This window comes from Solwaraspora sp. WMMD791 (genome assembly GCF_029581195.1).
In the GTDB taxonomy this organism is placed as follows: Bacteria; Actinomycetota; Actinomycetes; order Mycobacteriales; family Micromonosporaceae; genus Micromonospora_E.
In genome coordinates this window covers 1338154-1364195 of the sequence record NZ_CP120737.1, presented here as the reverse complement: position 1 = coordinate 1364195, position 26042 = coordinate 1338154, and the positions used below count along the sequence as shown (strand labels likewise).

Genomic DNA, 26042 nt, shown 5'->3' with positions numbered 1-26042 from the left:
TTCATGGAGCGTCTGCACACGGCGGCCCAACGCGACGGCCGATTCACCAGGGCGTTCTTCCGGGTCGCCGGGCTCGTCGATCCGCCGACCGCCCTGATGAAGCCGGGAATGATCATCGGCGCATTGCGCACCGCACGCAAAGCCGACGCCGACGCGGTGCGGGCCACCGGCAACGGTCCCCTGGTCGGCCAACGGGCGGTCGTGCTCGGCGGCAGCATCGCGGGCACCCTCGCGGCCCGCGTCCTCGCAGACCACTACCGGGAGGTCGTGGTGGTGGAACGCGACGAAGTGCTCGGTGTCGCCGTGCCGCGCCGCGGAGCCCCGCACACGGGACACGCCCACGGTCTGCATGGCCGCGGCTACCTCATTCTCGCCGAGCTCTTCCCTGGTCTGCGCGCCGACCTGCAGGCCCGCGGAATTCCGGTGGGCGACATGGGGGAGATGCGCTGGTTCTTCAACGGTCGTCGGCTCGCCCCGGCCCGGACCGGCCTGCTGTCGATCACCGCGCCCCGTCCGGTCCTGGAGGACTACCTGCGGACCCGGGTCGCGGCGCTGCCGAACGTCACCTACCGACAGCTCACCGAGCTCACCGGAGTGCGCGCGGTACCTGACAACAGCCAGGTGACCGGGGTGTCGCTACGGGACGTAGCGACGGGCGAGGAGAGCGTCCTCGACGCGGACCTCCTGGTCGACGCCACCGGACGCGGCTCCCGCACCCCGGTCTGGCTGCAACAGCTGGGGTACGACCGGCCGGTGGAGGAGAAGATGAGGATCGGCCTGACGTACACCACCCGGATGTACCGCAGCCGGCCCGAAATGTTCGACGGGGTGCAGTCGATCAATCCGGTCGCATCGCCCGCACACCCTCGGGGCGCGTTCTTCGGCCAGGTCGGTCCGGACGAGTGCATCGTGTCGCTGACCGGGATCCTGGGAGACCAGCCGCCCACCGACCCGGACGGCTTCGTCGAGTTCGTCCGGTCCCTGCCGGTGCCGGACGTCTACGAGGGCATCCGCGACGCCGAGCCACTCACCGAACCGGTGGCCTTCACTTTCCCGGCCAGCGTCCGCCGCCACTATGAACGACTGACCCGGTTCCCGCAGCGGCTGCTGGTCCTCGGCGACGCGGTGTGCAGCTTCAACCCGGTATACGGCCAGGGGATGTCCGTCGCGGCGATCGAGGTGATGGCGCTGCGCCGGCTGCTGCTTGAAGGGACCCCGCCCGACTCCAAGGTGTTCCTGCGCGACGTGGCGAGGATCATCGACACCCCGTGGCAGATTTCCACCAGCGGTGACCTCGACTTTCCCGAGGTTGCCGGTGACCGGCCCGCGAATGTGCGGTTGGGTAACGCCTACCTCAGCCGGGTCCAGTACGCGGCGACCAAGGACGCCACGGTGACCACGGCGTTCATGCGGGTGGCCGGGCTCATCGAGTCGCCGAGCGCGCTGATGCGACCGAGCATGGTACGTCGGGTGCTACGTCTGTCCCGGGACCGGCACGTTGGCCGACCAGCACTCGCAGCGGCCGACGCCTCCTCGACCGGCTCCCGGCAGACCCCCGCCGACACCGCCGCTGCGTTGACGTCGGAGGCCTCCGTGCCGACCCCGTCGACGGTGCAAGCCGGACCCCGCCCGGCTCACCCGGTCCCGGACCACGAGGGTTCCTGACCTCATCGCCGCCGACGCCGTCTTCCGGAGAAGGCGCGCCATACGACCGTACCGAATCGACGTTCCCCAGGCCGGTATCGACGATCTGTCGCGTCGTCTGGCCGAAACCCACTGGCCGGCAGCGCTTGGCGACGACGGATGGGACTGCGGCGTACCCGTGAGCTACCTGCGCGAACTGGCGGGCTGGCGGCCGGCCCGGATTTTCGCGACCAGCTGTTGACGTTGGGGTCGATCTACTGGTTCACCGCCACGGCCGGAGCGTCGGCCGCGTTGTACTACGAGGACGCCGCCGGACTGCGCGACATCACCTCCGGCGCCGGCGCCGGCGCCGGTGACGGTTCCGATCGGGGTGGGCACCAGGGCCGCAGTCGCGAAGATGCGCCGTCGCGCCGGTGGCTGCGATCGTCGGTAGGGCGCGGTGGCCGCCGCCCGGCGAGGGCTCGGCGTCCGACCGCGGTGAGCATCGCCGTGTCGCCCATCCAGGCGTACGGCACCACCGACCCGGCCGCAGTAACGGTCGGACCGATCCCAAGGAGACGCTCGTGTTGCAGACCGCCGTTCCCACTCGCGAACAGCTCGTCCAGCGGGCCACCGATCTACTGCCGCTGCTGCGCCGCAACGCGCAGTGGGCCGAGGAGCACCGGCGGCTGCCCGACGAGACCATCGAGGCTCTGGCCGACGCGGGGTTCTTCAAGCTTCGCACCCCGCTGCGGTACGGCGGCTACGAGTGCGACACCCGCACTCTGGTGGAGGTGGCCGCCGAGCTGGGACGCGGCGATGGCGCCAGCTCCTGGACCACGTCGGTGTACTGGATTCCGACCTGGATGGCGTGTCAGTTCCCCGACGAGGTGCAGGACGAGGTCTTCGCCACCCCCGACGTGCGGATCTGTGGCACGCTCAGCCCGTCGGCGATGGCCAGCCCCACCGCCGGTGGCATCGTGGTCGACGGCAAGTGGGGCTTCGTCAGCGGCGCGCTGCACAGCCACTGGCAGGAGATCATCGCCGTGCTGGTCGACGGTGACAACGAACCGATGCCGGTCATGGCCCTGGTGCCGATGTCGGATCTGCGCGTGGTGGACGACTGGCACACGTCGGGTCTGCGGGGCACGGGGAGCGTCAGCACCGTCGCCGAGCAGGTCTTCGTCCCTGCCGCCCGGGTGCTGCCCCTCGGAATGGTCCTGCAGGGCGGTTCCGCCTCGCAGCGCAACGCCGAGTCGGTCATCTACCGGCCGCCGCTGCTGCCGGTGGCGGCAGCCTCGTCGGTGGGCACCATGCTCGGTCTGGCCCGGGCCGGTCAGGACATCTTCCTGGAGCGGTTGCCCGAACGGAAGATCACCTACACGGACTACGCCCATCAGGCTGACGCCCCGTTGACCCATCTGCAACTGGCCGACGCGACCGTCCGCGCCGACGAGGCTGAGTTCCACGCCCTGCGGCTGGCTGACCTGGTCGATACGAAGGCGGCTGACGGCAGTGACTGGACCCTGCTGGAACGGGCCCGCGCCCGGGCCGGCGTCGGTGCGGCCTGCCGCCGTGCCCGGGAGTCCGTGGAGATCCTCGCCGGAGCCTCCGGCGGGACGTCCATCTACAGCTCGGTGCCGATGCGGCGGGTCCTGCACGACGCGCAGTCGGTCAACCTGCACGCGCTGATGAACCCGGACACCAACGCCGAGTTGTACGGGCGGGTGCTGGCCGGTCTGGCACCCAACACGCTGTACCTCTGAGCCGGGCAGGTACGACCGTGTGACGGGCAGGCAGCGGCGTCGATCGGTGGAATGCCGTTTCCCCGCCGCTACCTGCCCGCGTTGGTGCGTCGGCGTGCCCCGGCTGGCCAACCCGTCGGCGTACTCGTCCCGCCCTACCAGCGGGCCGCCGCCTCGGCCGGGCGTGTTCTACCTGGCTGAACGGCCCGCCGCCAGCACGCCAGAGGCGGCCACCCGTGCGTTGACGGAGCAGGCGGTGGTGGCCACGGCGCGGTGGCCGCGTACGCGCTGGCGGACGTCGTGCGGGGATGGGAACGGATCGCTGATCATAAAGGCGGAGCTGATCGAGCCCGGTCGCGGCCACCGCCAGCTCGATGTCGGCGGCCCAGCCCGATCCGCCGATGCGATCGCGACCAGGACCACCGACGCGGCGGGGTTGGACGGCGCGACTCAGCCAGGTGGCCGGAGTCGCGAAAACGGTCCACGAGCGTCCGTACATGCGGACGCAACTGCTTGAATCCGGCCGTCGCGACGACGAAAAAGCCCCGAGAGGCGCCAACACTGGTCAGGGCTCCTGCTTTCTTCCTGGGGACTTGAGCCGTTCCCCGATGTCCTCCTGCACCGGGTCCGAGGCCCCGTATGTCTGCCGCCCCAGCCAGTTGGTCCGGTCGAGGATCATGCCGATTCGCGTAGCACCAACTTCGTGGGCAGGATGATGGAGGGGGGTTCGTGTCCCGCGATGAGTTCGACGAGCATCCGGGTCATTTCCTTGCCGAGCGCCTGGACTGACTGGTGCACGGTGGTCAATGGTGGATCGGTACGCTCGGCTATGCCGAGGTTGTCGAAGCCCACCACCGCCACGTCGGCTGGCACGGACCGGCCGGCGTCGATGAGGACGCGGATGGCACCGGCCGCAGTGTTGTCGCTGGCGGCGAAGACGGCGTCGAGGTCGGGGTGGCTGTCGAGCAGTGACTTCATCGCCGTGGCACCGCCGGTTTCGGTGAAGTCGCCCACTGCCGTCGCGTACGGGGTAAGCCCCGCCATGATCATTGCCTCGCGGTAGCCGCGGTGGCGGGCACGGCCGACGTCGGTGTTCAAGGCGCCGGTGATCGTGACGATCCGGGTGCGGCCGAGGCCGATGAGATGCTCGGTGGCCAGTCGTGCGCCGCCGAGGTTGTCCGAGTCGACGTACCACTGTGGTTCGAAGTTCAACGGCCGGCCGCCGTACACCGCGGGTAGGCCCGCCCGACGCACGATATGCGTCAGCGGATCGTCGCCGTGCAGCGCCATCAGCATGATGCCGTCGACGCCGCGTGTGTGCAGGAGGTTGGTCAGCCGAGACCGGCCCTGCCCGGAGCTGGCAAGGCACAGCAGCAGGTGAAGGTCGGTCTCCTCGAGCGCTGCGGACGCGCCGACGATGACCTGGGCGAAGAACGGATCGGCGAACAGTTCAGGATCGTCGTGGGAGACCGCGAGCGCGACGATACCCGTCTGCTGGGTCGCCAGGGCGCGGGCGGTGCGGTTGGGTAGGTAGCCCATCTCCTTGATGGCGCGCTCCACAGCGTCGCGGGTGGCACGGCTGACATGAGGTGCCTTGTTGATGACCCGGGACGCGGCGGAACGTGACACGCCGGCGCGTTCGGCCACCTCGTCGAGGGTCGGTTGCCGCCGAGGCCGCTGCGCTGCCATCGCGATGGCGAGTCCTTCCCGTCCGACCGTCGCGGCAGCCCGCTACCACTGGCCGGTGCCGTCACCGCTGCCCGATCGTATCGGTCGGCGTCGACGGCGTCGAGGTAGCTTGCCGCCTTCGTTGGTCTGGAAGCGGTCCCAACGAGACCTGATTTCGATCTTGTCGCGGTGACGCTGTCTCTTGACATCTGCCCGTAATTTTCCGAACATCGGATCGAACGTATGGATAGACATCACTGGAAGCGCTTCCAGTCCGACCCGAGGAGACCAGTTCATGACACGACGGACCCGTCCTTGGGGACTTGCCGCCGCCTTGGCGTTGGCGGTTCCCGCGATCCTGCTCGGTGCGCCAGCCGCGCACGCGGACCCGATCAGCCAGACCAGCGGCTTCTACGTCGACCCCAACTCGAGTCCGGCCAGGTGGGCGGCCGCGAACCCGGGCGACGGACGCGCCGCCGCCATCCGCGCGGAGATAGCGCAGAAGCCGATGGCCAGATGGTTCGGCAACTGGAGTGGTGACATCGGGAGTGCGGTCAGGGGCTATGTGGGAGCAGCGGACGCTGTCGACAAGCTGCCGCTGCTGGTGGCGTACAACCTCCCCGGCCGGGACGCGTGCGGCGGCCACTCCGGTGGTGGTGCCGGCAGCGTCGCCGCCTACGACTCATGGATCGCCTCCTTCGCCTCTGCCATCGGCAGTCGTCCTGCCGTGGTGGTCCTTGAGCCGGACTCCCTGGGCGACTTCAACTGCATGAGCCAGGCCCAGATCAACGACCGGGTGGGCATGCTCTCCCGCGCCGTCGGCCAATTCCGGTCCAAGGCGCCCAACACCTGGGCCTACATCGACGCCGGGAACTCCGGCTGGGTCGACGCTCGGACGATGGCGCAGCGGCTCAACATGGCCGGTGTAGCCAACGCGCGCGGTTTCGCCCTGAACGTGTCGAACTACTTCACCACCGGTGAGAACGCCAACTACGGCAATCAGGTCGCTTCCGCCCTGCAGATGTTCGGGTACCGCAAGCCGTTCGTGATCGATACCAGTCGCAACGGCAACGGATCCAACGGTCAGTGGTGTAACCCGAGTGGACGCAGGATCGGCACACCCAGCCGGATGGGCGGCGGCGCCGAAATGCTGCTGTGGATCAAGACGCCGGGTGAGTCCGACGGCAACTGCGGAGTCGGCGGCGGATCGAGCGCCGGTCAGTTCCTGCCCGAGGTGGCCTACAAGATGATCTACGGCTATTAGCCTGACGCGCGCAGAGCGTCGGAGTCGCGTCTGCAGTCTGTATCGCATCCAGCCCCCTGCCAACCGACGGCGCCTCTCTGTGTTGCACGACATCGCGACCAGAGGGGCGTCGGCTTCCATGCCGGGGAAGATCACCGCGAATCTTCCCCGGGTCGCTGTCGGTGGGGGGCGCTGCACGGGCCGGGGCGTTGCATCCGGTCGGTGACGTCGTCCGGCTGTCAGGTCAGGTCTCCGAGGTGTACCGCTGGTTGTCGGGTGTGTGGTGCCGAACACGATGACCGACCCGGTGGCGTGCCCGGCAGCCGGGACGACCGCGACCGACCCGGGGCCCGTGAAGGTCATGGCTGGCCGGAAAGACCCAGGGGGCCGCCACCGAGGCGCAACGGTAGGAGCGGAACTCCGGGGCGGGCGTGGCGCCAGCGCCCGGGTCGAGCCGACCACTGCTGGAGTTTCCGGAGTGTTTCCGGAAGTTGTTGACACTGCCGGCGGCGGGTATCGATACTTCCCCTGCAAGACATACATGAAAATCGATCACTGTCATGAACCTCAGGGAGGGCCCGTGGACAGCAGCCTGAGACGGCGTAGGAAAGTCTTCAGCGTCGCGTTGCCGACGGCGGTGTTGATGCTGGTCGGTGGAGCTGTCGCGGTCCAGTCCAGCAGTCCGGCCGCTGCGGCCGAGACGACGCTGCGGGCCGCAGCGGCAAGGGCCGGCTTGTTCTTCGGTGTCGCCGCCTCGCCCAACCGGCTCTACCCGATCGTCGGTCAGGAGTTCAACCAACTGACCGCCGAGAACGACATGAAGCCGGACCGGATCGCCACGTCGAACGGCGGCCTGCAGAACACCGGTGGCGCGGACACCCTGGTCAACCACGCCCAGAGCAACGGCATGCTGGTCCGTGGACACACGCTGGTGTGGCACTCGCAGGCCGGGGCGCTGCAGGGTGCCAGCCAGGCGACGCTGAACACGTTCATCGGCAACGCGATCAACCGCTGGGGCAACAGGATCGCCTACTGGGACGTCGTCAACGAGGCGCTGGAGGACAACAACACCGGCCGGCGCCGGACCCAGTGGCCGCACAGCATGAACCGGGACGCCAACGGCGACGGTGACTTCTTCGACGCCGGCGACACCGACGTCATCCGGGACTCGTTCATCCGGGCCAGACAGGTCGTGCAGGCCGGCGGGCTGACCACCAAGCTCTGCATCAACGACTACGACGTCGAGGGCCTGACGGTCCAGGGCGGTACCCCGAACCGCAAGTCCAACGCGCTGTACGAGATCGTCCGCAACTACCGGCAGTACATCGACTGCGTCGGGTTCCAGGCCCACTTCAACGACAACCCGAACAGCATCATCACCGACGACCTGCAGGCCAACATCCAGCGCTTCGCCGACCTCGGTGTCGAGGTGCACCTCTCCGAGGTGGACATCGACGACGACCTGAGCAACAACGACATCGGCGCGGGCCAGGCAGAAAACTACCGCAAGGTCGTCCGGGCCTGCCTGAACGTCGCCAAGTGCACCGGCATCACCGTCTGGGGCATCTCCGACAGCGAGTCGTGGCGCTCCTCGGAGCGGGGCCTGCTCTTCACCGGTGGCAACGGCAACTACCAGAAGAAGGCCGCGTACCACGCGGTCCTCGACGAGCTGAACAGGGGCCGTAACGTCGTCACTCCACCGCCGACGACCGTACCGCCGACCACGGCACCACCGACGACCCCGCCACCGACGACGGCACCGCCGACGACGGCACCGCCGACGACGGCGCCACCGACGACCGTACCGCCGACGACCCCGCCGCCGAACCCGTCTGGCTGCTCGGCCACCGTCTCGCTGAACTCCTGGCCCGGTGGCTTCGTCGCCACGGTGCGGGTCACCGCCGGAAGCTCGCCGATCAACGGGTGGAGCGTCCAACTGACCCTGCCGTCCGGGGCCACCGTGACCAACGCCTGGAACGCCAACCGCAGCGGCAACAGCGGCACAGTCCGGTTCAGCAACGTCAGCTACAACGGCGCGGTGAGCGCCGGCCAGTCCACCGAATTCGGTTTCCAAGGAACTGGAGCAGCGACCGGTATGACCCCGGTCTGCACCGCCTGAACCCGGCCTGTCCTGGACGGGCCGCCCGAGCCCGTCCAGGACAGGACGAGAACCCGACGCATCGAGTGAGAGTCCAGCTCGACACGGGGAGCGGTCGGCCGCTGAGCATCGTTCGACTACTCTCGCCGCCGTGGACACCACCAAGGTCGAGGCACCCGTCGTCGGCGTTACCGTCTATCCCGACCGGGCCCGGGTGACCCGGCGCGGCGGCGTCCGCCTGGCCGCCGGCCGCCACCGCGTACGGGTGGCTCCGCTCCCGCTCGGCCTGCGCCGGGACTCGGTCCGGGTCGGCGGTCGGGGCCCGGCCACCGTGCTCGGCGTGGACGTGACCACGTGGCGACAGGCCCGCAGCAGCGACGCGCAGGTCGTCGGCCTGGAGCAGCGCCGCCGTGAGCTGGCCGACGAGTTGGCCGAAGTCGACGACGCGGACGGCATCGAGCAGCAGCGTGGGGAGTTCCTGGCGAAGTTGGCCGAGCGGGCCGGTGGCACCTATGCCCGCGCGCTGGCCGCCGGCGACGCGACGCTGAGCGAAGTGGCCGAGTTCACCGACGCGGTAGCCGCTCAGCTCGCCGACTCGCGGACCCGTCGGCGGGGGCTGGCCCGCCGGCGCACCGCGCTGACGGAGGAAGTAGCCGCCGTCGGGCGGGACCTCGACGCCGCGCAGGGCAAGCGCGAGCCGGACCGGCTGGCAGTCGAGGTGATCGTGGCAGTGGACGCCGACGACGCCGACGTCGAACTTGAGTTGACCTATCTGGTGGAGGGGGCCAGCTGGCAGCCCTCCTACGACCTGCGGCTGGTCGATGACACCGTGACGGTCACCTGGTTCGGAGTGGTCAACCAGAGCACCGGCGAGGACTGGCCGGAGTGTGAACTTCGGCTCTCCACCGCGCGTCCGGCGGCGACGACGGGAGTGGCCGAGTTGTCGCCCTGGTATCTCGACCGGCTCCAGCCGGCGCCTCCGCTCGCGATGTCGGCGGACATGCTGGCCAGGATGCCGACACCGAGCGGGGCGGCGGCCAGCAGCCCGACCCGGTCCGCGGCGGCCCGTCCCCGGCTGCGGGAGAGCGTCGCCGAAGTCGCACAGGGGGTCAGCGCGGCCACCTACCAGCCAGCTCGACCGGTGGCGGTGCCGGCCGACGGCAGCGCGCACCGGGCCACCATCGCGGTGTTGGAACTGCCCGCCAGGCTGGACCACGTCACGACGCCGGTGGTCACCCCTGAGGCACACCTGCGCGCCACGGTACGCAACACCTCGGAGCACACGTTGTTGCCTGGGCCGGTTGCGGTGTTCCACGACGTCGACTTCGTCGCGTCCGCCAGGCTGCCGATGTGGGCGCCGGGTGAGGAGACCGAGTTGGCGCTGGGGGTGGACGACCGGCTACGCGTGGAGCGGAGACTGCATCGGCGGGCCGAGACCAAGGCGACGCTCGGCTCGACCCGGCGGCGTGAGGTGGAGTACCGGATCACCGTCGGCAACCACACGTCCCGCCCGGCGACCGTGGAGGTGCGCGATCAGCTTCCGGTGTCGCGTGACGAGGCGGTGGTGGTCCGGGAGACGGTCGTCGTGCCGCCGCCGGTCGAGCGTACGGAACTCGGTGAGTTGAGCTGGCGGCTGTCGCTCGCCCCGGGTGAGGGCGGTGAGATAACCCTGGGCTTCCGGGTGGATCTGGCCAAGGGGGTCGATGTGGCCGGCTGGCGCGAGTAGCCCGGCGGCGCCGGTGCTCTCCGGACGGTCCACGACGACATGGAAAGGGACGCCGCCGTGCCCCTGTCGGATCCGCCACAGGTCATGCTCGCCTCCTGCACCGCGCTGCCGGAAGGCGACGGCGACGAGGCGGAACTGGTCGACGCGCTCAGCTATCGGGGAGTCGCCGCCACGTGGCGACCCTGGGGTGGTCCGGTCGCCCCGCAGACCCTGGTCGTGCTCCGCGCCACCTGGGACTACCCGGACCAGCCCGCCGCCTTCCTCCGTTGGTGTGCCGAGGTGCCGTGGCTGGCGAATCCGGCCGATCTGGTGCGGTACAACGCAGACAAGCGATACCTGCTCGACCTCCACTCGGCGGGGGTGGCGACCATCCCGACCACTGTCGTCGATCTCGGCGACCCGGCGGCGGCCGCACCGGAGTCGATCACCGGTGGCGCCGAGTACGTCGTGAAGCCGGTGGTCGGCGCGGGGTCCCGGGGTGCCGGCCGGTTCGGGCCCGGAATGGCGGACCAGGCCCGGGGTCACTGCACGAGCAGGGGCTCGCCGCCCTCGTACAGCCCTACCAGCCGGCGGTGGACACCGATGGTGAGCAGGCGGTGGTCTTCGTCGCGGGTCGGTATTCGCACGCGTTCTGGAAGGGACCGATGCTGGCCCGGGGTGCCGTCGACACCGTAGGCGAGCTCTACCTGGCCGAGCGCCTCGCCGCCACGACACCGGACGAGGCGACCCTCGCGTTGGCGGAGCGCGCGCTCGCGGTCACCGCACGCCGGGGCGGGGCGGCGCCCGAGCAGTTGCTCTACGCGCGGGTGGACGTGGTACGCGGCGCGGGTGGGCCGCTGGTGCTGGAGGTGGAGCTGATCGAGCCCAGCCTCGGATTCCGGTACGCCGTCGACGCCGCTCTGGACCGTTTCGCCGACGCGATCGCCGCCCGCGTGAACGGCACCACTGTCGGCTCAGGATGACCGCCATCTGCCGGGTAGGCCACTGTGGGCGGTCCCGCAGCGGCGTGGATAGGATGTCCTGGCGTCGACGCGTGTCCGGGGTGGCCCCGGACATCCCGCCTTCCAGGAGCCGTGACATGTCCGACACCGACCCCGAACTCGCCTCGAAGCTCCAGGTCGACGTGCCGCATGCCGCGCGGATGTGGAACTACTGGATGGGCGGCAAGGACAACTTCCAGGCAGACCGGGACGCCGGTGACGCCGTGGCCGGCGTCTACCCGGAGATCGCGGTGATGGCCCGGCAGTCCCGGCGGTTCCTCATCCGCGCGGTGCGGTTCCTGGCGGCCGAGGCCGGTGTCCGGCAGTTCGTCGACGTCGGGACGGGGTTGCCGACGATGGAGAACACCCACGAGGTCGCCCAGAGCGTCGCGCCGGAGTCGCGGACCGTCTACGTCGACAACGACCCATTGGCACTGGTGCACGCCCGTGCCCTGCTGACCAGCTCGGGCGCTGGTGGCGCGGTCACCTACGTGGACGCCGACTATCACGACCCGGAGCGGATCCTCGCTGGCGCGCGGTCGGTGCTGGACCTGCGGGAGCCGACGGCGGTGCTGTTCATGGGGGTCCTGGGATACGAGCCCGATCTCGACGTCGTCCGATCCATCGTGGATCATATGATGGGCGCTGTCGCGTCGGGAAGCTTCCTCGTGTTGTGGGACGGCACCGACACCAGTCCTGCGGTCGTCCGGGGTGCCGAGAAGCTGACCGAGAGCGGGGGAGCGCCCTACATCCTGCGCAGTCCCGAGCAGCTCGCCGAGTGTTTCGCCGGTCTGGCCCCGGTCGAGCCGGGCCTGGTGCCGATCACCCAGTGGCGACCGGACGACCCGGGGGCCGGCCACATCGATGCCTACGGCGCGGTGGCCCGTAAGCCCTGACCGTCACCCGGCGGTCGGGCCGAGCGGCCCGATTCTGGCCATGTCGATGTCCAGGTCGGCCCGGTCGCGACTGCTGCTGATCAGCGCGGCGTTCGGGTCGTCGACGGCTCGCACCCAGTCGCGGGCGGCCTGCTCGGACTTGCCGAACTCGATGTGCCGGCGGACGAGCCGGTCGCGACGAAGGTCGTCGTCGAGGTGGCAGTACCACACCTCGACCAGCTCGGCGCGGATCTGCGGCCAGGGCGGATCCTCGGCGAGCAGGTAGTTGCCTTCGGTCACCACCAACCGTACCTGTGGGTCGACCGGGATGGTGCCGGCGATCGGCTGTTCCAGATCGCGGGCGAAGCCGGGAGCCCAGATGGTCCGGTCGCGGTCGGCCCTGATGCGGCGTAGCAGCGCCAGGTACCCGTCCGCGTCGAAGGTGTCGATGGCGCCCTTGCGGTCCCGGCGGCCAAGCTGATGCAGTGCGGAGTCGGACAGGTGGAACCCGTCCATCGGGACGGCGGCGACGGCGTCACCGTGCCGGGCCAGTTCCTGGGCGAGCGCCAGGGCCAGGGTCGATTTGCCGGCGGCGGGGCAGCCGGTGATGCCCAGCACGTGCCGGCCGTCGACCGGCACGAGCCGGCGCGCGTGCGCGACGAGTTCAACGAGCATGCGTCAGCCTAGCTGTCGGATCGCGGGCCGCCATTGACAGGACTCGGTGCCGCAGTTAACACTGTCGATCTCAGTCGGCAATTCCGTCGTAACTGCCGCCGATCGTTGTTGTTAACGCAAACATAGGAGCATCTAGATGCGGCACCGTGAGGTTCCGGTCCTGTCGGCGATGCTCTGCCTCGCCCTGCTTGCCAGCACCGGAGCCCCGGCCGTCGCCGCGCCGCTGCCGACCAGGGCGCACTCCCTGGAATCGGTCAACTATCCTGGGCGGTACGTTCGCCACTTGGACCAGGCCGTCCGGCTCGAGCCGGTCACGCCCTCCAGCCCGACGCAGGCCCGGCTCGACGCCACCTTCACCGTCGTCAGCGGGCTGGCCGCCCCGGACTGCTACTCGCTGCAGACCCGCGGCGGACTGTTCCTGCGGCACCGCGACTGGCTGCTGCGGGTCGACGCCAACACCGGGGACGCCGCCTTCCGGCGCGACGCCACCTTCTGCCCGGTCGCCGGCTCAGTCGCCGGATCGGTCGCGCTCGCGGCGTACAACTATCCGACGCACCGGATCCGACACCGCGACTTCGCCCTGCGGCTCGACGCCTACCAGGACACCGACATCTTCCGGGCGGACAGCTCGTTCCGGCTCACCTCGCCGCTCGCGCCGGCGACCAACCAGGGGCCGGCGATCCCTGGACTCTTCGCCGACCCGCACCTGACGATCTTCAACGGCCGCTACTACCTGTATCCGACGACCGATGGCTACGCCGGCTGGGCCGCCCCGTACTACCAGGCGTTCTCTTCACCGGACCTGGTCAACTGGACCGCACACGGGGTGATCCTGGACCACGGTCCCGACGTGTCGTGGGCCGACGACTCCGCCTGGGCGCCGGCGGTCGCCGCCCGCGACGGCCGTTACTACCTCTACTTCTCCGGCGGTGCCGCCAGCGGCGACCCGGTCAAGCATCTGGGCGTCGCCGTCGCCGACACCCCGACCGGACCGTTCCGCGACGCGCTCGGCCGGCCGCTGATCCGGGGCGGCCAGTACTCCGGTCAGGCCATCGACCCGATGGTCTTCACCGACGACGACGGCCGTTCCTACCTGTACTGGGGACAAGGCGCCGCGCGGGTCGTCCCGCTCGGTGCCGACATGGTCTCGTTCGATCCGGCGCAGGTGCGCCTGATCACCCCTGTGGGCTACAACGAGGCCCCCTTCGTCTTCAAGCGCAACGACATCTACTACTTCATGTGGTCGGAGAACGACACCCGCAGCGAGGACTACCGGGTCGCGTACGCCACCGGTCCGTCGCCGCTCGGTCCGTGGACCGCCCGGGGCGTGGTGCTGCAGAAACGCCTCGCCGACGGGATCAAGGGCACCGGACACCACTCGGTGGTCCGGATCCTTGGCACCGACACCTGGCGGATCGCCTACCACCGGTTCGCCGTACCGGCCGGCAACGGCACCAACCGGGAGATCGTCATCGATCCGCTCGAGTTCGCCGCCGACGGCACCATTCGCCCGGTCACCCCCAGCCGCTGACCGGACCTTGTAGACCAGCCAGACCCCAGACAGACCCCAGCCTGACCCGAGCCCACCCTTGGGAGCACCGATGCCACGAGCCGCCGCGCGGCTGGGCGCCATCGCCCTCGCCGCCTGCCTGCTGTTCACCTCCTGGACCGCCGTCACCCCCCAGCGGGCCGCCGCCCTCGACCCGTTCACCGGCTATCTCATGGTCCACTTCACCGGCGAGTCGGCCAACGGTGAGCAGATCTACCTGGCCCACAGCACCGACGGGCTGCGCTGGACAGACCTCAACAACGGCGGGCCGGTCCTGCTCTCCACGGTCGGAACCCGCGGGGTCCGTGACCCGGTGATCATCCGGTCGCCGGCCGGCGACCGGTACTGGATCATCGCCACCGATCTGCGGATCGCCAGCGGTACGTCGTGGAACGACGCGGCCAACCGGGGCAGCACGTCGATCGTCGTCTGGGAGTCGACCGACCTGGTCAACTGGTCGCCACCCCGGCTGCTCAACGTCGCCGCCGGCATCGCCGGTGCCGGTAACGCCTGGGCGCCCGAGGCCATCTGGAACCCGGCGACCGGCGACTACGTCATCTACTGGGCGACCAACTCGTCGCGCGACGGGGTGACCAAACACCGGATCTGGTACGTACGGACCAGCGACTTCCGCACCGTCACCAGCCCGCAGCTGTACATCGACCGGGGCAGCGGCCAGGGCATCATCGACACCCAGATCATCGAGGTGCCGAACAGCATCGGCGGGTACCGCTACTACCGGGCCTCGGCCGACGGGCACATCACGATCGAGGCGAGCAACTCGATCCTCGGCGGCTGGACGACCCTGGGCAACCTGTCCCACCTGGGCATCTCCAACGGCACCGGCGGCGGCAACGTCGTCGAGGGGCCGATGTGGGCGCAGTTCAACGGACGTAACGAGTGGGTGCTCTGGCTGGACCAGTACGCCACCGGCCGCGGCTACCTGCCGCTCACCTCGACCAACCTGGGCAGCACCCGCAACTTCCAGACCCGGTCGGACCACAGCATGGGCGGCACCCGCAAACGCCACGGTTCGATCCTCAACCTGACCGCCGCCGAGCAGTCCCGGGTGCTTGCCCGCTGGGGCTCCACCGTGCCGGTCAACCGGATCCAGTCGTACAACTATCCCGACCGCTACGTGCGGCACGCCAACTTCGACGTGCGCATCGACGCCACCGTCAGCCCCGCCCAGGACGCCCAGTTCCGGCTCGTGCCCGGTCTGGCGGCCAACTCCGGGTACGTGTCGTTCGAGTCGGTCAACTACCCGGGCCACTACCTGCGGCACTACGGCTACGACTTCGTCCTGGCCGCCAACGACGGCACCGCCACCTTCGCCGCGGACGCGACCTTCCGTCAGGTGGCCGGCCTGGCCGACGCCGCCTGGTCGTCGTTCCAGTCGTACAACTATCCGCAGCGGCACATCCGCCACTACGGCTACCAGCTGCGGCTCGACCCGATCACCGACGCCGCGGGCCGCGCCGACGCGACCTTCCGGGTGACGAGTTGACCATCGCGCTGCGCCGACCGGCTGACCCGTCGACCGCTGCGGAGCGGTCGGCTGGCCAGCGGGTGCCCAGTCAGCCAGACTGACCCGGTGAATGAGCAGACATCGGCGGTCCGGTCCGCCGTCGTGGTCAACCCGGCGAAGGTCAGCGATCTCGACGGGCTACGGGCGACGGTCGACGGCGCGCTGACCGGGGCGGGCTGGGCCGCGCCGATGTGGCTGGAGACGACGGTCGACTCGCCGGGCGAGGCACAGACCCGCCAGGCCGTCGACGCCGGAGCCGAGGTGGTGCTCGCCTGCGGCGGCGACGGCACCGTGATGTCCTGCGTGGCGGGCCTCGTCGGCACCGGCGTGGCGCTGGCCATCCTGCCGGCCGGCACCGGCAACCTGCTGGCGGCCAACCTGGGCCTCTCCACCGACCTCACCGCCGGCATCGAGGTCGCGGTGGAACGGGCCACCCGCCGACTCGACGTGGGTCGGCTCGACGACGGCCGCTACTTCGTGGTGATGGCGGGTATGGGCTTCGACGCGAAGATGCTCGCCGCCACGTCCGAGCAGGCCAAGGCGGCGATCGGCTGGCCGGCGTACGTCGTGGGGGCGCTGCGGCACCTGCGCGACCGGCCGATGTCGGTACGGATCCAGGTCGACGACCGGCCGCCGGTGGCCACTCGTGCGTTGACGGTGCTCGTCGCCAATGTCGGCCGTCTGCAGGGCGGGGTCACCCTGCTGGCCGACGCCGAACCCGACGACGGGCAGCTCGACGTCGCCGTACTGACCCCGCGGACCCTCCGGCACTGGCTGGCGCTGGGCTGGGCGGTGCTGCGACGGCGTCAGCGGGTACCCCGGATGCAAGTGCACCGGGGGCGGACGGTGTCGGTCGTCAGCGACCGGGCGCAGCCCCGCGAACTCGACGGCGACCTGATCGAACCCGACCGTACCCTGCGGGCCACCGTACAGCCCGCGGCACTGCTGCTGTGCGTACCGGTCCCGGCGCAGGATCCGGACCTCGCCGTCGACGCGAAGGCCGCCGCCCGGCGCGGCGAGCGGCTCGTCGACCGGGCCCGCGCCGAACAGTGATCCGTGCCAGGTCGGTGGCCCCGGGCCCGGTCACCGGTTCTCGCCGTGGCCCAACCGGGCGAGCAGCCGGGTGTGGTGGCGGCGGCGGTGCTCGGCCCGCCGGCCGAGCGCGTCGGCCCGCCCCCACCGCCCTGGTACGTCGAGCAGTTCGATACGGGTGATCGACGACGGCAGGCATGGGTCCACCCCGAGATGGTCGTGGTACGGCGTGAGGCCGAGCATGGTGCGCAGCAGGAGCAGTACGGCCCCCGCCGACCAGCCCTGTGGGCTGCACGCCGTCGGGTACTCGACCGGGTAGCCGGTCAGGTCGCGCCGGTAGCCGGCGAACGCCTCCGGTAGCCGGCCGTCGAAGTACTCCGACGCCTCGATCATGCCCTCGGCGATGCGTGCCGCCTCGTCAGCGAAACCGTACCGCCGCAGTCCCCAGGCGATGATCGAGTTGTCGAACGGCCAGACCGTGCCGACGTGGTAGCCGACCGGGTTGTAGCGGGCCTCGGTCTCGGCCAGGGTACGCACCCCCCAGCCGGAGAACATCGCCGGGCCGAGCAGATGGTCGGCGACCTTACGGGCCCGCGACGGTTCCACGATGCCGCTCCACAGCAGGTGCCCCATGTTCGACGCGAGCGCGTCGACCGGGGTGCCGTCGGGGTCCAGCGCGAGCGCGTAGTACTCGCCGTCGGCGACCCAGAAGTCCCGGTTGAACCGGGCCTTGAGCTCGGCGGCCTGCCGTTCCAGTTGGTCGGCGTACGCCGGATCGTGCCAGAACTCGCGGGCCAGTCGGGCGCCACGGATCTTGGCGTCGTAGGCGTACCCCTGTAGTTCGCAGGTCGCTCGCGGCAGCGCGGACAGTCGACCGTCGCGATACGAGATCGCATCCCACGAGTCCTTCCAGCACTGGTTCTCCAGACCGTTACGGGTGTTGCGCCGCCAGTACGAGAGGTAGCCGTTGCCGAGCAGGTCGCCGTACTCGTCGATCCAGCGCAGCGCCGCTCGGGCCTGACGTTCCAGACCGCGTACGAGGTCGGCGTCGCCACTCCACCGCTCGTACTCGTCGAGCAGGATCACGAACAGCGGGGTGGCGTCGGCGGATCCGTAGTACGGCGTGTGTGGCTGCTCCTCGAACGCGGCGGACTCGCCGTAGCGGAACTCGTGCAGGATCTTCCCGGGCTCCTCCTCGCGTAGGTCGTCGAGGCTGCCACCCTGCAACGAGCCGAGCAGCCGCAGCACCGGTGGGGTCAGCCGGGGCAGGAACGGCATCGTCTGCAGGCTGATGAAAATGCTGTCGCGACCGAACAGCGTCATGAACCAGGGCAGCCCGGCGGTGGGTATCGGCCCGGTGGCGGTCAACGACGCGTACCGCATCGCGGCCAGGTCCACCAGGCTGCGCTCGTACGCGGTCTTGAGCTGCTCGCTGTCGGCGTACAGCTGCGGGGCCCGGTCGATCCAGTGTTCCAGTTCCTGGCGCAACTGGGGTCGGGCCCGGCGCCGGTAGGCACCCCACACCGTGGGGGAGCCGGCGTCCCCACCGTTGAGGATCGGTTCGACCTGCAGCTCGGTGTGCCACTGGCCGCGTGGCTCCAAGTGGATCTCGAAGGTCATCCCGCCCTCGTCGACGTTCGCCGGCGCGGTGCTGGTCACGATGGTGTCCCGGCGGAACGTACCGCGCTGGTAGGTGTAGCGCAGGGTGTCCCGTTCGACATGCACCGACGTGGTGCCGCGTTTGCGCTGCACCTCCTTGATCTCGAACAGGTCGGCGAAGTCGCTGGCCATGTCCACCCGGACGGTGATGGTGGTGGCCACGACGTCGTGGTTGAGCACCGTCAGCCGTTCGACGAAGGTCGCGCCGATCGACTGTTCGCGGATCACCGAGACCTTGGCGTCGACGTAGTGGGTGGGCCGGCCTGGCACGAGGAAGAACCGGGTCTCGAAGAAGTGCAGGTCGTCGCGGGACAGGACGTTCAGCGGTGCGTCGTCGACCCGGAGCAGCCAGGTCGACAGGAACCGGGTGTCGAACGAGAACAGTCCGGTGGGAAAGTCGGGCGAGAGGGTGACGTCCCCGCGCTCGTCAGTGACGACGAAGGTGTTCCCGTCCAGGATGCTGACGGTCTTCTCGTTCATGCGCGGCGGCTCCCTTGCGGGCGAAGTCCCTCGGATGCTGTCCGGACGGGGCGTCGGCGAACAGGGCCCTGGACACCTGGTCGGCGATCCCCAGATCCCCTTCGACGACGAGGCTGTTGCGAAACAGCAGGGGGATGAACCGGTCGTCGCCCCGGGCCAGCCGGTCGAAGGTCGTCCGGTCACTGCGGATGATCGAATTTGGGTCGGACCCGGTCGACGACACCTGCACCTTCCCCCTGTCGAGCAGGACAAACCAGCTGGTGGTGCGGCCGTTGTCGAGCACGTCCAGTCGTACGGTGCCGCGCATCCGGGGCGGCAGCCTGTTCACCACCGCCGGGTCGTTGCGTCCCAGCAGGTCGAGCGCGTCCTCGATCGTATCGGCCACGGTGTCCGCACCCTCCCGTTCAGAGCGTCACCTGGCGAACCTAGGCCGGCCGACGATGGCCGCACATCACCCGGTCCGGGTGAAAGCGCACCCCGTCGCGACCCGGTCAGCGGGCGACCCGGTGACCGGGTGAGCCGGTGGCCCGGCGATCGGGGTGAGTGGCGCAGGGCCGATCGGTCGACGAATCCGCAGCAACGGATCTCCTGCTCGGCGACCCGATCGATATAGCCTGCCGTCAACGCGAATGATCATCTATTGGATGGTCCGCCTAGAGGAGGCTCTGTGTCACCAGCACGTCTACGGCGCCTGCGACGCGCCGTGGCCGCCGGCAGCATCATCGCGACCACCGTCGTGGCGACCCTGGCCGTACCGCCATCGCCGGCGATCGCCGCCGGCGGCCCGTACCGCGCCGTCGCGGTGCCGGTCACCACCCCGCGGGCAGCATCGGACGTCACGGTCGTCGCCGACGCCTACGTCGTGACGATGCGGCCCGGAACCGACGCGACGGCACCGGTACGCGCGTTGCGGACCACCGCGACCAGGTACTTCCGTACCGCACTCAATGGATTCTCGGCCCGGCTGACCCCTGCCCAGGTCGCCGAACTGGCCCACAACGGCAACGTGCTGCGCATCGAGCGTGACGTGTTCCAGACCGACGTCGTCGATGCTGTCCAGACCGATCCGCCATCGTGGGGCCTGGACCGGATCGACCAGGTGGGACTGCCGTTGTCGGCCAGTTACCGCTACACCGCCACCGGGGCGGGGGTGCACGCCTACGTGATCGACTCGGGCATCCAGGCCGATCATCCGGATTTCGAGGGGCGGGCCCAGTTCGTCCACAACACGATCGACGACATCGACGCCGACTGCAACGGTCACGGTACCCATGTGGCCGGGACTCTCGGTTCGGCGAGCCACGGCGTGGCCAAGAACGTCCGGCTGTACGGGGTGAAGTGGCTGGACTGTTCCGGAGGCGGGACGTTGTCGGCGGCGATCGCCGCGGTGGACTGGGTGACCGCCAACGCGGTCAAGCCAGCGGTGGCGAACGCCTCCTGGAACTACACCTACAGCCCGACACTGGCCACCGCGCTGACCAGGATGATGGACAGTGGCGTGTTCCTCGCCGCATCGGCGGGCAACACCGGGACCGATTCGTGCGACCGGTTGCCCCGTAACCTCACGGCGACGTTGGTGGTCGGCGCCTCCACCTGGACCGACGCTCGGGCCAGCTTCTCGTCGACGGGCCCGTGCGTGGACATCTACGCTCCGGGATCGGCGATCGTGTCGACCTATCCGACGTCGGCGACCAGGTCGGTCAACGGCACGTCGATGGCGGCCCCGCACGTGACCGGGGTCGCGGCGCTGTACAAGTCGACCTACGGTGACGCACCCCAGTCGACCGTGCACGACTGGATCGTGGCCAACGGGGTCCCCGGCGCGGTCACCGGGAACCTGGCCGGCACTCCGAGCCTGCTGTTGAACAAGCGCTGGTTGTGACGCGGCCAGACCGCCTGCGGCGAGGTGCCGGCGGTCTGGCTCCGGGGTCGGCCGGGCACCCGGCCGACCCCGGCGTGCCGTACCGCTGTCAGTCGCTGCCGAGCAGGTCGACGAAGCGTCGGGTGTCGATGTTGCCACCGGAGATGATGACGCCGACCCGGTCGGGCATCGGGTTCAGTCGATGGGTGAGCAGTGCGGCGAGACCGGTGGCACCGCTCGGCTCGACGACCATCTTCATCCGGTCGAAGGCGAAGCGCATCGCCGCGCGGATCTCGGCATCGTCGACCACGACGACGCCGTCGAGCAGCCGCCGGTTGATGGAGAAGGTCAGTTCGCCGGGAATCTCGGCGGCCTGGCCGTCGGCGATGGTGCGGGGGACCTCGATGGCGACCCGGTGACCCGCCGCCAGGGACCGTCGGGTGTCGTCCCCGGCGGCGGGTTCCACGCCGACGACCTGGATGCCCGGGCAGACGCCCGTGGCCGCGACGGCGGTTCCCGCGGCGAGCCCGCCCCCACCGACCGGCACCGTTACGGCGTCGAGCCGGCCCACCTGCTCGATCAGTTCCAGCGCGGCCGTTCCCTGCCCGGCGATCACGTGCGGGTGCTCGTAGGGAGGGATCAGCGCCGATCCGCGCTGCGCGGCGAGTGCCGCACCGATGGCGACCCGATCGCCGGTGTACCGGTCGTAGGTGACGATCTCGGCGCCGTAGCCGGTGACGGCGGCGACCTTCGAGGCGGGCGTGTCGGCGGGCATCACGATGACGGCGGTCGTGCCCAGTTCCCGGGCGGCCAGTGCGACCGCCTGGGCATGGTTGCCGGAGGAGTAGGCGACGACGCCGTTGGCCAGCTGGTCGGGGCGCAGACGGGAGATCGCGTTGTAGGCGCCACGGAACTTGAAGGCGCCGACCCGTTGCAGGTTCTCGCACTTGACGAACACCTCGGCGCCGACCAGCGCATCCAGCGTGCGTGACCGCAGCACCGGCGTACGGTGTGCGACGCCCGCGATCCCTGCGGCGGCCGCGCGGACGTCGTCGAGGGTGACGGACGGCAACTGCGACATGGTGCTTCCTCCCGGAGCTAGGATCTGACACAGTTTCATACAGCGGTCGGGCAAGTCGCAGCTGACCGGCGGGTGTCCATGCCGCATGTCCGGGCGCGGTCGGGCACCTCGACGCCGCAGCGCGACAGGTACCGCTGACGTCGCGTCCGCGACCCGGTGTGGTCGCAGGTCGTGGCCAGCCGGCGCGTGGGCGGGCAGCTGTGCGGATGTCGAGTCGGGACCACACGTGGTCGTCGGCTGTCCGACGCTGCGCCTGTTGGCCACCGTTCCGAAACATTTTCGGTAGCTGCTGATCGCGGTGTGTCGACCGCTGACGGCTTTGACGTGCGCCGATGCCGACTGTTGCTGGGTTGGCCGAGCTGAGTGGGACATTGAGTTTCCGGAATATTTCCGTTAGCATCCGGGCAGAACTTCGACCATGGTCGATGCCTGGTCGGCGTTCGTGCCGTCCACCTCCTGTATCGAGAGGCAATCACCGACATGACCGACCATCACGCCATTAGACCGAGGAGAAGGGGACCGCGGGCCGCCCTGGCCTCGGTCGCGGTGGTGGCCCTCGCGGCCGGCACCGCATTGCTGTACGCCAGTTCCGCCAACGCCGCCGAGTCCACCCTCGGGGCGGCCGCCGCCCAGACCGGCCGGTACTTCGGCGCCGCCATCGCCGCCCACAAGCTCGGTGATTCGACGTACGTGAACATCCTGAACCGGGAGTTCAACAGCGTCACCGCCGAGAACGAGATGAAGATCAACGCGACCGAGCCGCAGCAGGGTCGGTTCGATTTCAGTAGTGGGGACCGGATCGTCAACCACGCGATCTCCCGGGGCATGGCGGTCCGCGGTCACACCTTGGCCTGGCACTCCCAGCAGCCGGCCTGGATGGAGCAGATGGAGGGCTCCGCGCTGCGCCAGGCGATGCTCAACCACGTCACGCAGGTCGCGTCCTACTACCGGGGGAAGATCCACTCGTGGGACGTGGTGAACGAGGCGTTCGACGACGGCAACTCCGGTGCGCGGCGCAACTCGAACCTGCAGCGCACCGGTAACGACTGGATCGAGGCGGCGTTCCGGGCCGCGCGGGCGGCGGACCCGGGCGCGAAGCTGTGTTACAACGACTACAACATCGACAACTGGTCGTGGGCGAAGACGCAGGCGGCGTACAACCTGGTGCGCGACTTCAAGCAGCGCGGGGTGCCGATCGACTGTGTGGGTCTGCAGTCGCACTTCAACGCGCAGTCGCCGTACCCGTCGAACTACCGCACGACGCTGTCGAGCTTCGCCGCCCTCGGGGTGGACGTGCAGATCACCGAACTCGACATCGAGGGTTCCGGCACCGCCCAGGCCAACGCGTACCGGGGTGTGGTCAACGACTGTCTGGCGATCGCCCGCTGCACCGGGATCACGGTGTGGGGCATCCGGGACAGCGACTCGTGGCGGTCCTACGGCACGCCGCTGCTGTTCGACAACAACGGCAACAAGAAGCCCGCGTACGACGCCACCCTCTCCGCGCTGAACAGCGGCACCCCGGTGCCGACGACGGCGCCCCCGACGACCGCGCCGCCGACCACGGCGCCGCCGACCACGGCACCCCCCACGACCGCGCCGCCGACGACCGCGCCGCCACCGCCGGGCAACTGCTCCGCCACCGTCTCGCTCAACCAGTGGCCAGGTGGCTTCGTGGCGACGGTGCGGGTCACCGCCGGATCCTCGGGCACCAACAGTTGGGCGGTGACCATGACGATCCCGTCCGGCGCCGCGGTCACCAACACCTGGAACGCCCAGGCCAGCGGAAGCACCGGCAGCGTACGGTTCGCCAACGTGTCCTACAACGGCCGGATCGGCGCCGGGCAGTCGACCGAATTCGGCTTCCAGGGCACCGGCAGCGGCAGCGGGATGACACCGTCCTGTAGCTCCAGCTGACCGAGCCGTTCCCACAGCCGGCCCGGTGTGCGAGGGGCGTCACTCTCGCACACCGGGCCGGCGGCACGTGTCCGCCACGCCGGCGCGGCTTTCCGGCCCGGCGTGGCCCTGTCGGGGGCTGCGGTTACGCTCGTCAGGCGGTGGCCCGCAGGCCACCGGGTCCCGCCTGTCGGCGTCCGCGTCGGCGTGGGTAGGGGCACGCTGGCCGGCACCCGGGAGTTCGACGCGTTGACTGCACAACCTGAGACGCTGTACGGAGCAGACGACCTCACCCACCTCGAAGGGCTGGACGCCGTCCGTAAGCGGCCCGGCATGTACATCGGCTCGACCGACAGCCGGGGCGTCGGCCACCTGCTCAACGAGATCCTCGACAACGCCACCGACGAGGGGATCGCCGGGCACGCCAGCCGTATCGAGGTCACCCTGCACGCCGACGGCTCGGTACAGATCGACGACGACGGTCGGGGCATCCCCACCGACGTGCACACCCGGTCCGGGCTGTCCGGGGTCGAGCTGGTGCTCACCCGGCTGCACGCCGGCGGCAAGTTCGGCGGCTCCGGCTACAAGGCCTCCGGCGGACTGCACGGCGTCGGCGCCTCGGCGGTCAACGCCCTGTCCCTGCGGTTCGACGTACGGGTCAAGCGGGACGGCCGGATCAGCGAGATGTCGTTCCAACGGGGGGTGCCGGGGGTGTTCGACGGTGCCGGCCCGGCGGCCCCGTTCACCCCACAGTCGGGGCTGCGGGCGGTCGGCCGGATGAAACGGGGCGAGGCCACCGGCACCCGCGTGCGCTACTGGTACGACGCCCGCTACTTCGACGCCGGCGCCGCGTTGGACGTCGAGGCCGTACGGACCCGGCTGCGCAACACCTCGTTCCTCGTCCCCGGGGTCACCTACGTGCTGCGTGACGCCACCGCGGCCGAGCCGGTCGAGGAGGTCTACCACCATCCGCGTGGGCTGGTCGAGATGGTGGAGTTCCTGACTCCCGACGGTGACAAGCCGGTCTGCGGCACCCTGCTGATCACCGGCTCCGGCACCTACAAGGAGAACGCGGCCGACGCCAACGGCGTGATGCAGTCGGACGTGCAGCGTCGGGCCGAGATCGAGGTCGCCCTCTCCTGGGGCACCGGCTACGAGCGGATCGTCGAGTGCTTCACCAACACGATCCGCAACGTACACGGCGGCACCCACCGGCGAGGCTTCGAACGCGGCGTCACCCGGGCCGTCGTCGACGCCGTGCGCAACACCCGGGGCCTACTCAAGCCCAAGGAGGACGCGCCGACCGTCGACGACGTGCTGGAAGGCATGACCGCCGTGGTGCACGTGCGGATCCCGGAGCCGCAGTTCACCTCGCAGACCAAGGACGAGCTCTCCACCGCAGGGATCACCCGGGTGGTGCAGGGCATCGTGGAGCGACACATCAAGACCTGGGTCGAGGAGCGTAAGACCCGCACCGAGGCCCGGACCGTGCTGCAGAAGGTGGTCGACGCGGCCCGGGTCCGGCTCACCCAGAAACAGCAGAAGGACGCCGCCCGGCGCAAGACGGCGCTGGAGGGCGCGTCGATGCCGCCGAAGCTGGTCGACTGCCGGTCGACCGGGCTGCAGCGCAGCGAACTGTTCATCGTGGAGGGCGACAGCGCCCTCGGCTCGGCCCGGATGGCCCGGGTCGCCGAGTACCAGGCGCTGCTGCCGATCCGGGGCAAGATTCTCAACGTGCAGAAGGCCAACCTGGCCGACACGTTGCGCAACGCGGAGGTCGCGGCGATCGTCCAGGTCCTCGGGGCCGGCACCGGGCGCACCTTCGACCTGGCCGCCATGCGGTACGGCCGGGTGATCCTGATGGCCGACGCCGACGTCGACGGCTCGCACATCCGCACCCTGCTGATCACCCTGTTCGCCAAGTACCTGCGGCCGGTGATCGAGGCGGGTCGGCTCTACGCGGCGATGCCGCCCCTGCACAAGATCACCACCAAGGGGCGCAACGCGGAGACCATCTTCACCTTCACCGAGGCCGAGATGGAGCAGACCGTACGGCGCCTGACCCGGGCCGGGCGACAGGTCGTCACCCCGGTGCCCCGGTTCAAGGGCCTCGGCGAGATGGACGCCGACGAGTTGTGGGAGACCACCATGAACCCGGCGACCCGGTCCGTGCGCCGGATCACCCTGGCCGACGCGGAGGTCGCCGACCGCACTCTGGAGCTGCTGATGGGGGAGAAGGTCGAGCCCCGCCGCAACTGGTTGATCGACTCCGCTGGCCGGGTCGACCAGGAGAGCATCGACGCCTGAGCAGGCCCCGCTCAAT

Annotated in this window: 19 protein-coding genes and 1 pseudogene; 15 read left to right on the top strand and 5 right to left on the bottom strand. The window is 70.0% G+C overall.

Translation table 11 applies throughout. The annotated features are described in order from the left end of the window. Nucleotides 1–180: 180 nt before the first annotated feature. The 3 genes and pseudogenes from O7623_RS05815 to O7623_RS05805 form a co-directional block, all read left to right on the top strand. Nucleotides 181–1479: pseudogene (locus tag O7623_RS05815) on the top strand (FAD-dependent monooxygenase); the annotation flags it as partial. Between the two features lie 190 nt (nt 1480–1669). Continuing rightward, a complete protein-coding gene (locus tag O7623_RS31325) occupies nt 1670–1885 on the top strand; it encodes an epoxide hydrolase N-terminal domain-containing protein (protein ID WP_348775152.1) in 216 nt (71 codons plus the stop codon). A 325-nt stretch (nt 1886–2210) separates the two neighbouring features. Further along, the gene (locus O7623_RS05805) at nt 2211–3389 is read left to right on the top strand and encodes an acyl-CoA dehydrogenase family protein (protein ID WP_282229327.1); all 1179 of its coding nucleotides are present in this window, start codon (nt 2211–2213) and stop codon (nt 3387–3389) included. Nucleotides 3390–4043: 654 nt separating this feature from the next. Here O7623_RS05805 and O7623_RS05800 read toward each other — a convergent pair. Next, complete coding sequence (locus O7623_RS05800) at nt 4044–5057, bottom strand: LacI family DNA-binding transcriptional regulator (RefSeq protein WP_282227558.1); 1014 nt, start codon at nt 5055–5057, stop codon at nt 4044–4046. 319 nt (nt 5058–5376) lie between these two features. Here O7623_RS05800 and O7623_RS05795 point away from each other — a divergent pair, with 319 nt between their 5' ends. From O7623_RS05795 to O7623_RS05770, 6 genes are all read left to right on the top strand, one after another. Beyond that, complete coding sequence (locus tag O7623_RS05795) at nt 5377–6300, top strand: glycoside hydrolase family 6 protein (RefSeq protein ID WP_282227557.1); 924 nt, start codon at nt 5377–5379, stop codon at nt 6298–6300. Between the two features lie 559 nt (nt 6301–6859). Next, nucleotides 6860–8398 carry an endo-1,4-beta-xylanase gene (locus O7623_RS05790; RefSeq protein ID WP_282227556.1) on the top strand — a complete coding sequence of 513 codons (1539 nt, stop codon included), beginning with the start codon at nt 6860–6862 and terminating at the stop codon, nt 8396–8398. A gap of 130 nt (nt 8399–8528) precedes the next feature. Then, the gene (locus tag O7623_RS05785) at nt 8529–10103 is read left to right on the top strand and encodes a DUF4139 domain-containing protein (protein ID WP_282227555.1); all 1575 of its coding nucleotides are present in this window, start codon (nt 8529–8531) and stop codon (nt 10101–10103) included. A gap of 57 nt (nt 10104–10160) precedes the next feature. Further along, on the top strand, nt 10161–10778 hold the full coding sequence (locus O7623_RS05780; protein WP_282227554.1) for a hypothetical protein: 618 nt from the start codon (nt 10161–10163) through the stop codon (nt 10776–10778). Continuing rightward, nucleotides 10748–11065 carry a hypothetical protein gene (locus tag O7623_RS05775; RefSeq protein WP_282227553.1) on the top strand — a complete coding sequence of 106 codons (318 nt, stop codon included), beginning with the start codon at nt 10748–10750 and terminating at the stop codon, nt 11063–11065. Before O7623_RS05780 ends, O7623_RS05775 begins: the two co-directional genes overlap by 31 nt. 116 nt (nt 11066–11181) lie before the next feature. Then, nucleotides 11182–11979, top strand: a complete 798-nt coding sequence (locus O7623_RS05770; protein ID WP_282227552.1) for an SAM-dependent methyltransferase — start codon at nt 11182–11184, stop codon at nt 11977–11979. Nucleotides 11980–11982: 3 nt separating this feature from the next. On the opposite strand, the gene O7623_RS05765 is transcribed toward O7623_RS05770, so the two are convergent. Beyond that, on the bottom strand, nt 11983–12633 hold the full coding sequence (locus O7623_RS05765; RefSeq protein WP_282227551.1) for a nucleoside/nucleotide kinase family protein: 651 nt from the start codon (nt 12631–12633) through the stop codon (nt 11983–11985). Between the two features lie 136 nt (nt 12634–12769). On the opposite strand from O7623_RS05765, the gene O7623_RS05760 reads away from it, so the two are divergent. The 3 genes from O7623_RS05760 to O7623_RS05750 all read left to right on the top strand — a co-directional run bounded on the left by O7623_RS05760 (nt 12770) and on the right by O7623_RS05750 (nt 16763). Next, nucleotides 12770–14164, top strand: coding sequence for a family 43 glycosylhydrolase (locus tag O7623_RS05760; RefSeq protein ID WP_282227550.1), 1395 nt, complete (start codon nt 12770–12772; stop codon nt 14162–14164). A gap of 70 nt (nt 14165–14234) precedes the next feature. Next, nucleotides 14235–15689 (top strand): glycoside hydrolase family 43 protein, encoded by a 1455-nt coding sequence (locus tag O7623_RS05755; protein WP_282227549.1) that lies wholly within the window; start codon nt 14235–14237, stop codon nt 15687–15689. An 87-nt stretch (nt 15690–15776) separates the two neighbouring features. Next, nucleotides 15777–16763, top strand: coding sequence for a diacylglycerol kinase family protein (locus O7623_RS05750; RefSeq protein ID WP_282227548.1), 987 nt, complete (start codon nt 15777–15779; stop codon nt 16761–16763). Nucleotides 16764–16793: 30 nt separating this feature from the next. On the opposite strand, the gene O7623_RS05745 is transcribed toward O7623_RS05750, so the two are convergent. Next, on the bottom strand, nt 16794–18881 hold the full coding sequence (locus O7623_RS05745; protein ID WP_282227547.1) for a glycogen debranching N-terminal domain-containing protein: 2088 nt from the start codon (nt 18879–18881) through the stop codon (nt 16794–16796). Then, the gene (locus O7623_RS05740) at nt 18829–19266 is read right to left on the bottom strand and encodes an SCP2 sterol-binding domain-containing protein (RefSeq protein WP_282227546.1); all 438 of its coding nucleotides are present in this window, start codon (nt 19264–19266) and stop codon (nt 18829–18831) included. The genes O7623_RS05745 and O7623_RS05740 overlap by 53 nt, the downstream gene beginning before the upstream one ends. Before the next feature lie 282 nt (nt 19267–19548). Here O7623_RS05740 and O7623_RS05735 point away from each other — a divergent pair, with 282 nt between their 5' ends. Beyond that, entirely contained in the window at nt 19549–20763 is a 1215-nt protein-coding gene (locus O7623_RS05735; RefSeq protein ID WP_282227545.1) for a S8 family peptidase, read from the top strand. A gap of 88 nt (nt 20764–20851) precedes the next feature. On the opposite strand, the gene O7623_RS05730 is transcribed toward O7623_RS05735, so the two are convergent. Further along, a complete protein-coding gene (locus O7623_RS05730) occupies nt 20852–21823 on the bottom strand; it encodes a pyridoxal-phosphate dependent enzyme (protein WP_282227544.1) in 972 nt (323 codons plus the stop codon). A 480-nt stretch (nt 21824–22303) separates the two neighbouring features. On the opposite strand from O7623_RS05730, the gene O7623_RS05725 reads away from it, so the two are divergent. Continuing rightward, nucleotides 22304–23740: an endo-1,4-beta-xylanase gene (locus O7623_RS05725; protein ID WP_282227543.1), complete on the top strand. Its 1437-nt coding sequence runs from the start codon at nt 22304–22306 to the stop codon at nt 23738–23740. 186 nt (nt 23741–23926) lie between these two features. After that, the gene (locus O7623_RS05720) at nt 23927–26026 is read left to right on the top strand and encodes a DNA topoisomerase IV subunit B (protein ID WP_282227542.1); all 2100 of its coding nucleotides are present in this window, start codon (nt 23927–23929) and stop codon (nt 26024–26026) included. Nucleotides 26027–26042 lie beyond the last annotated feature (16 nt).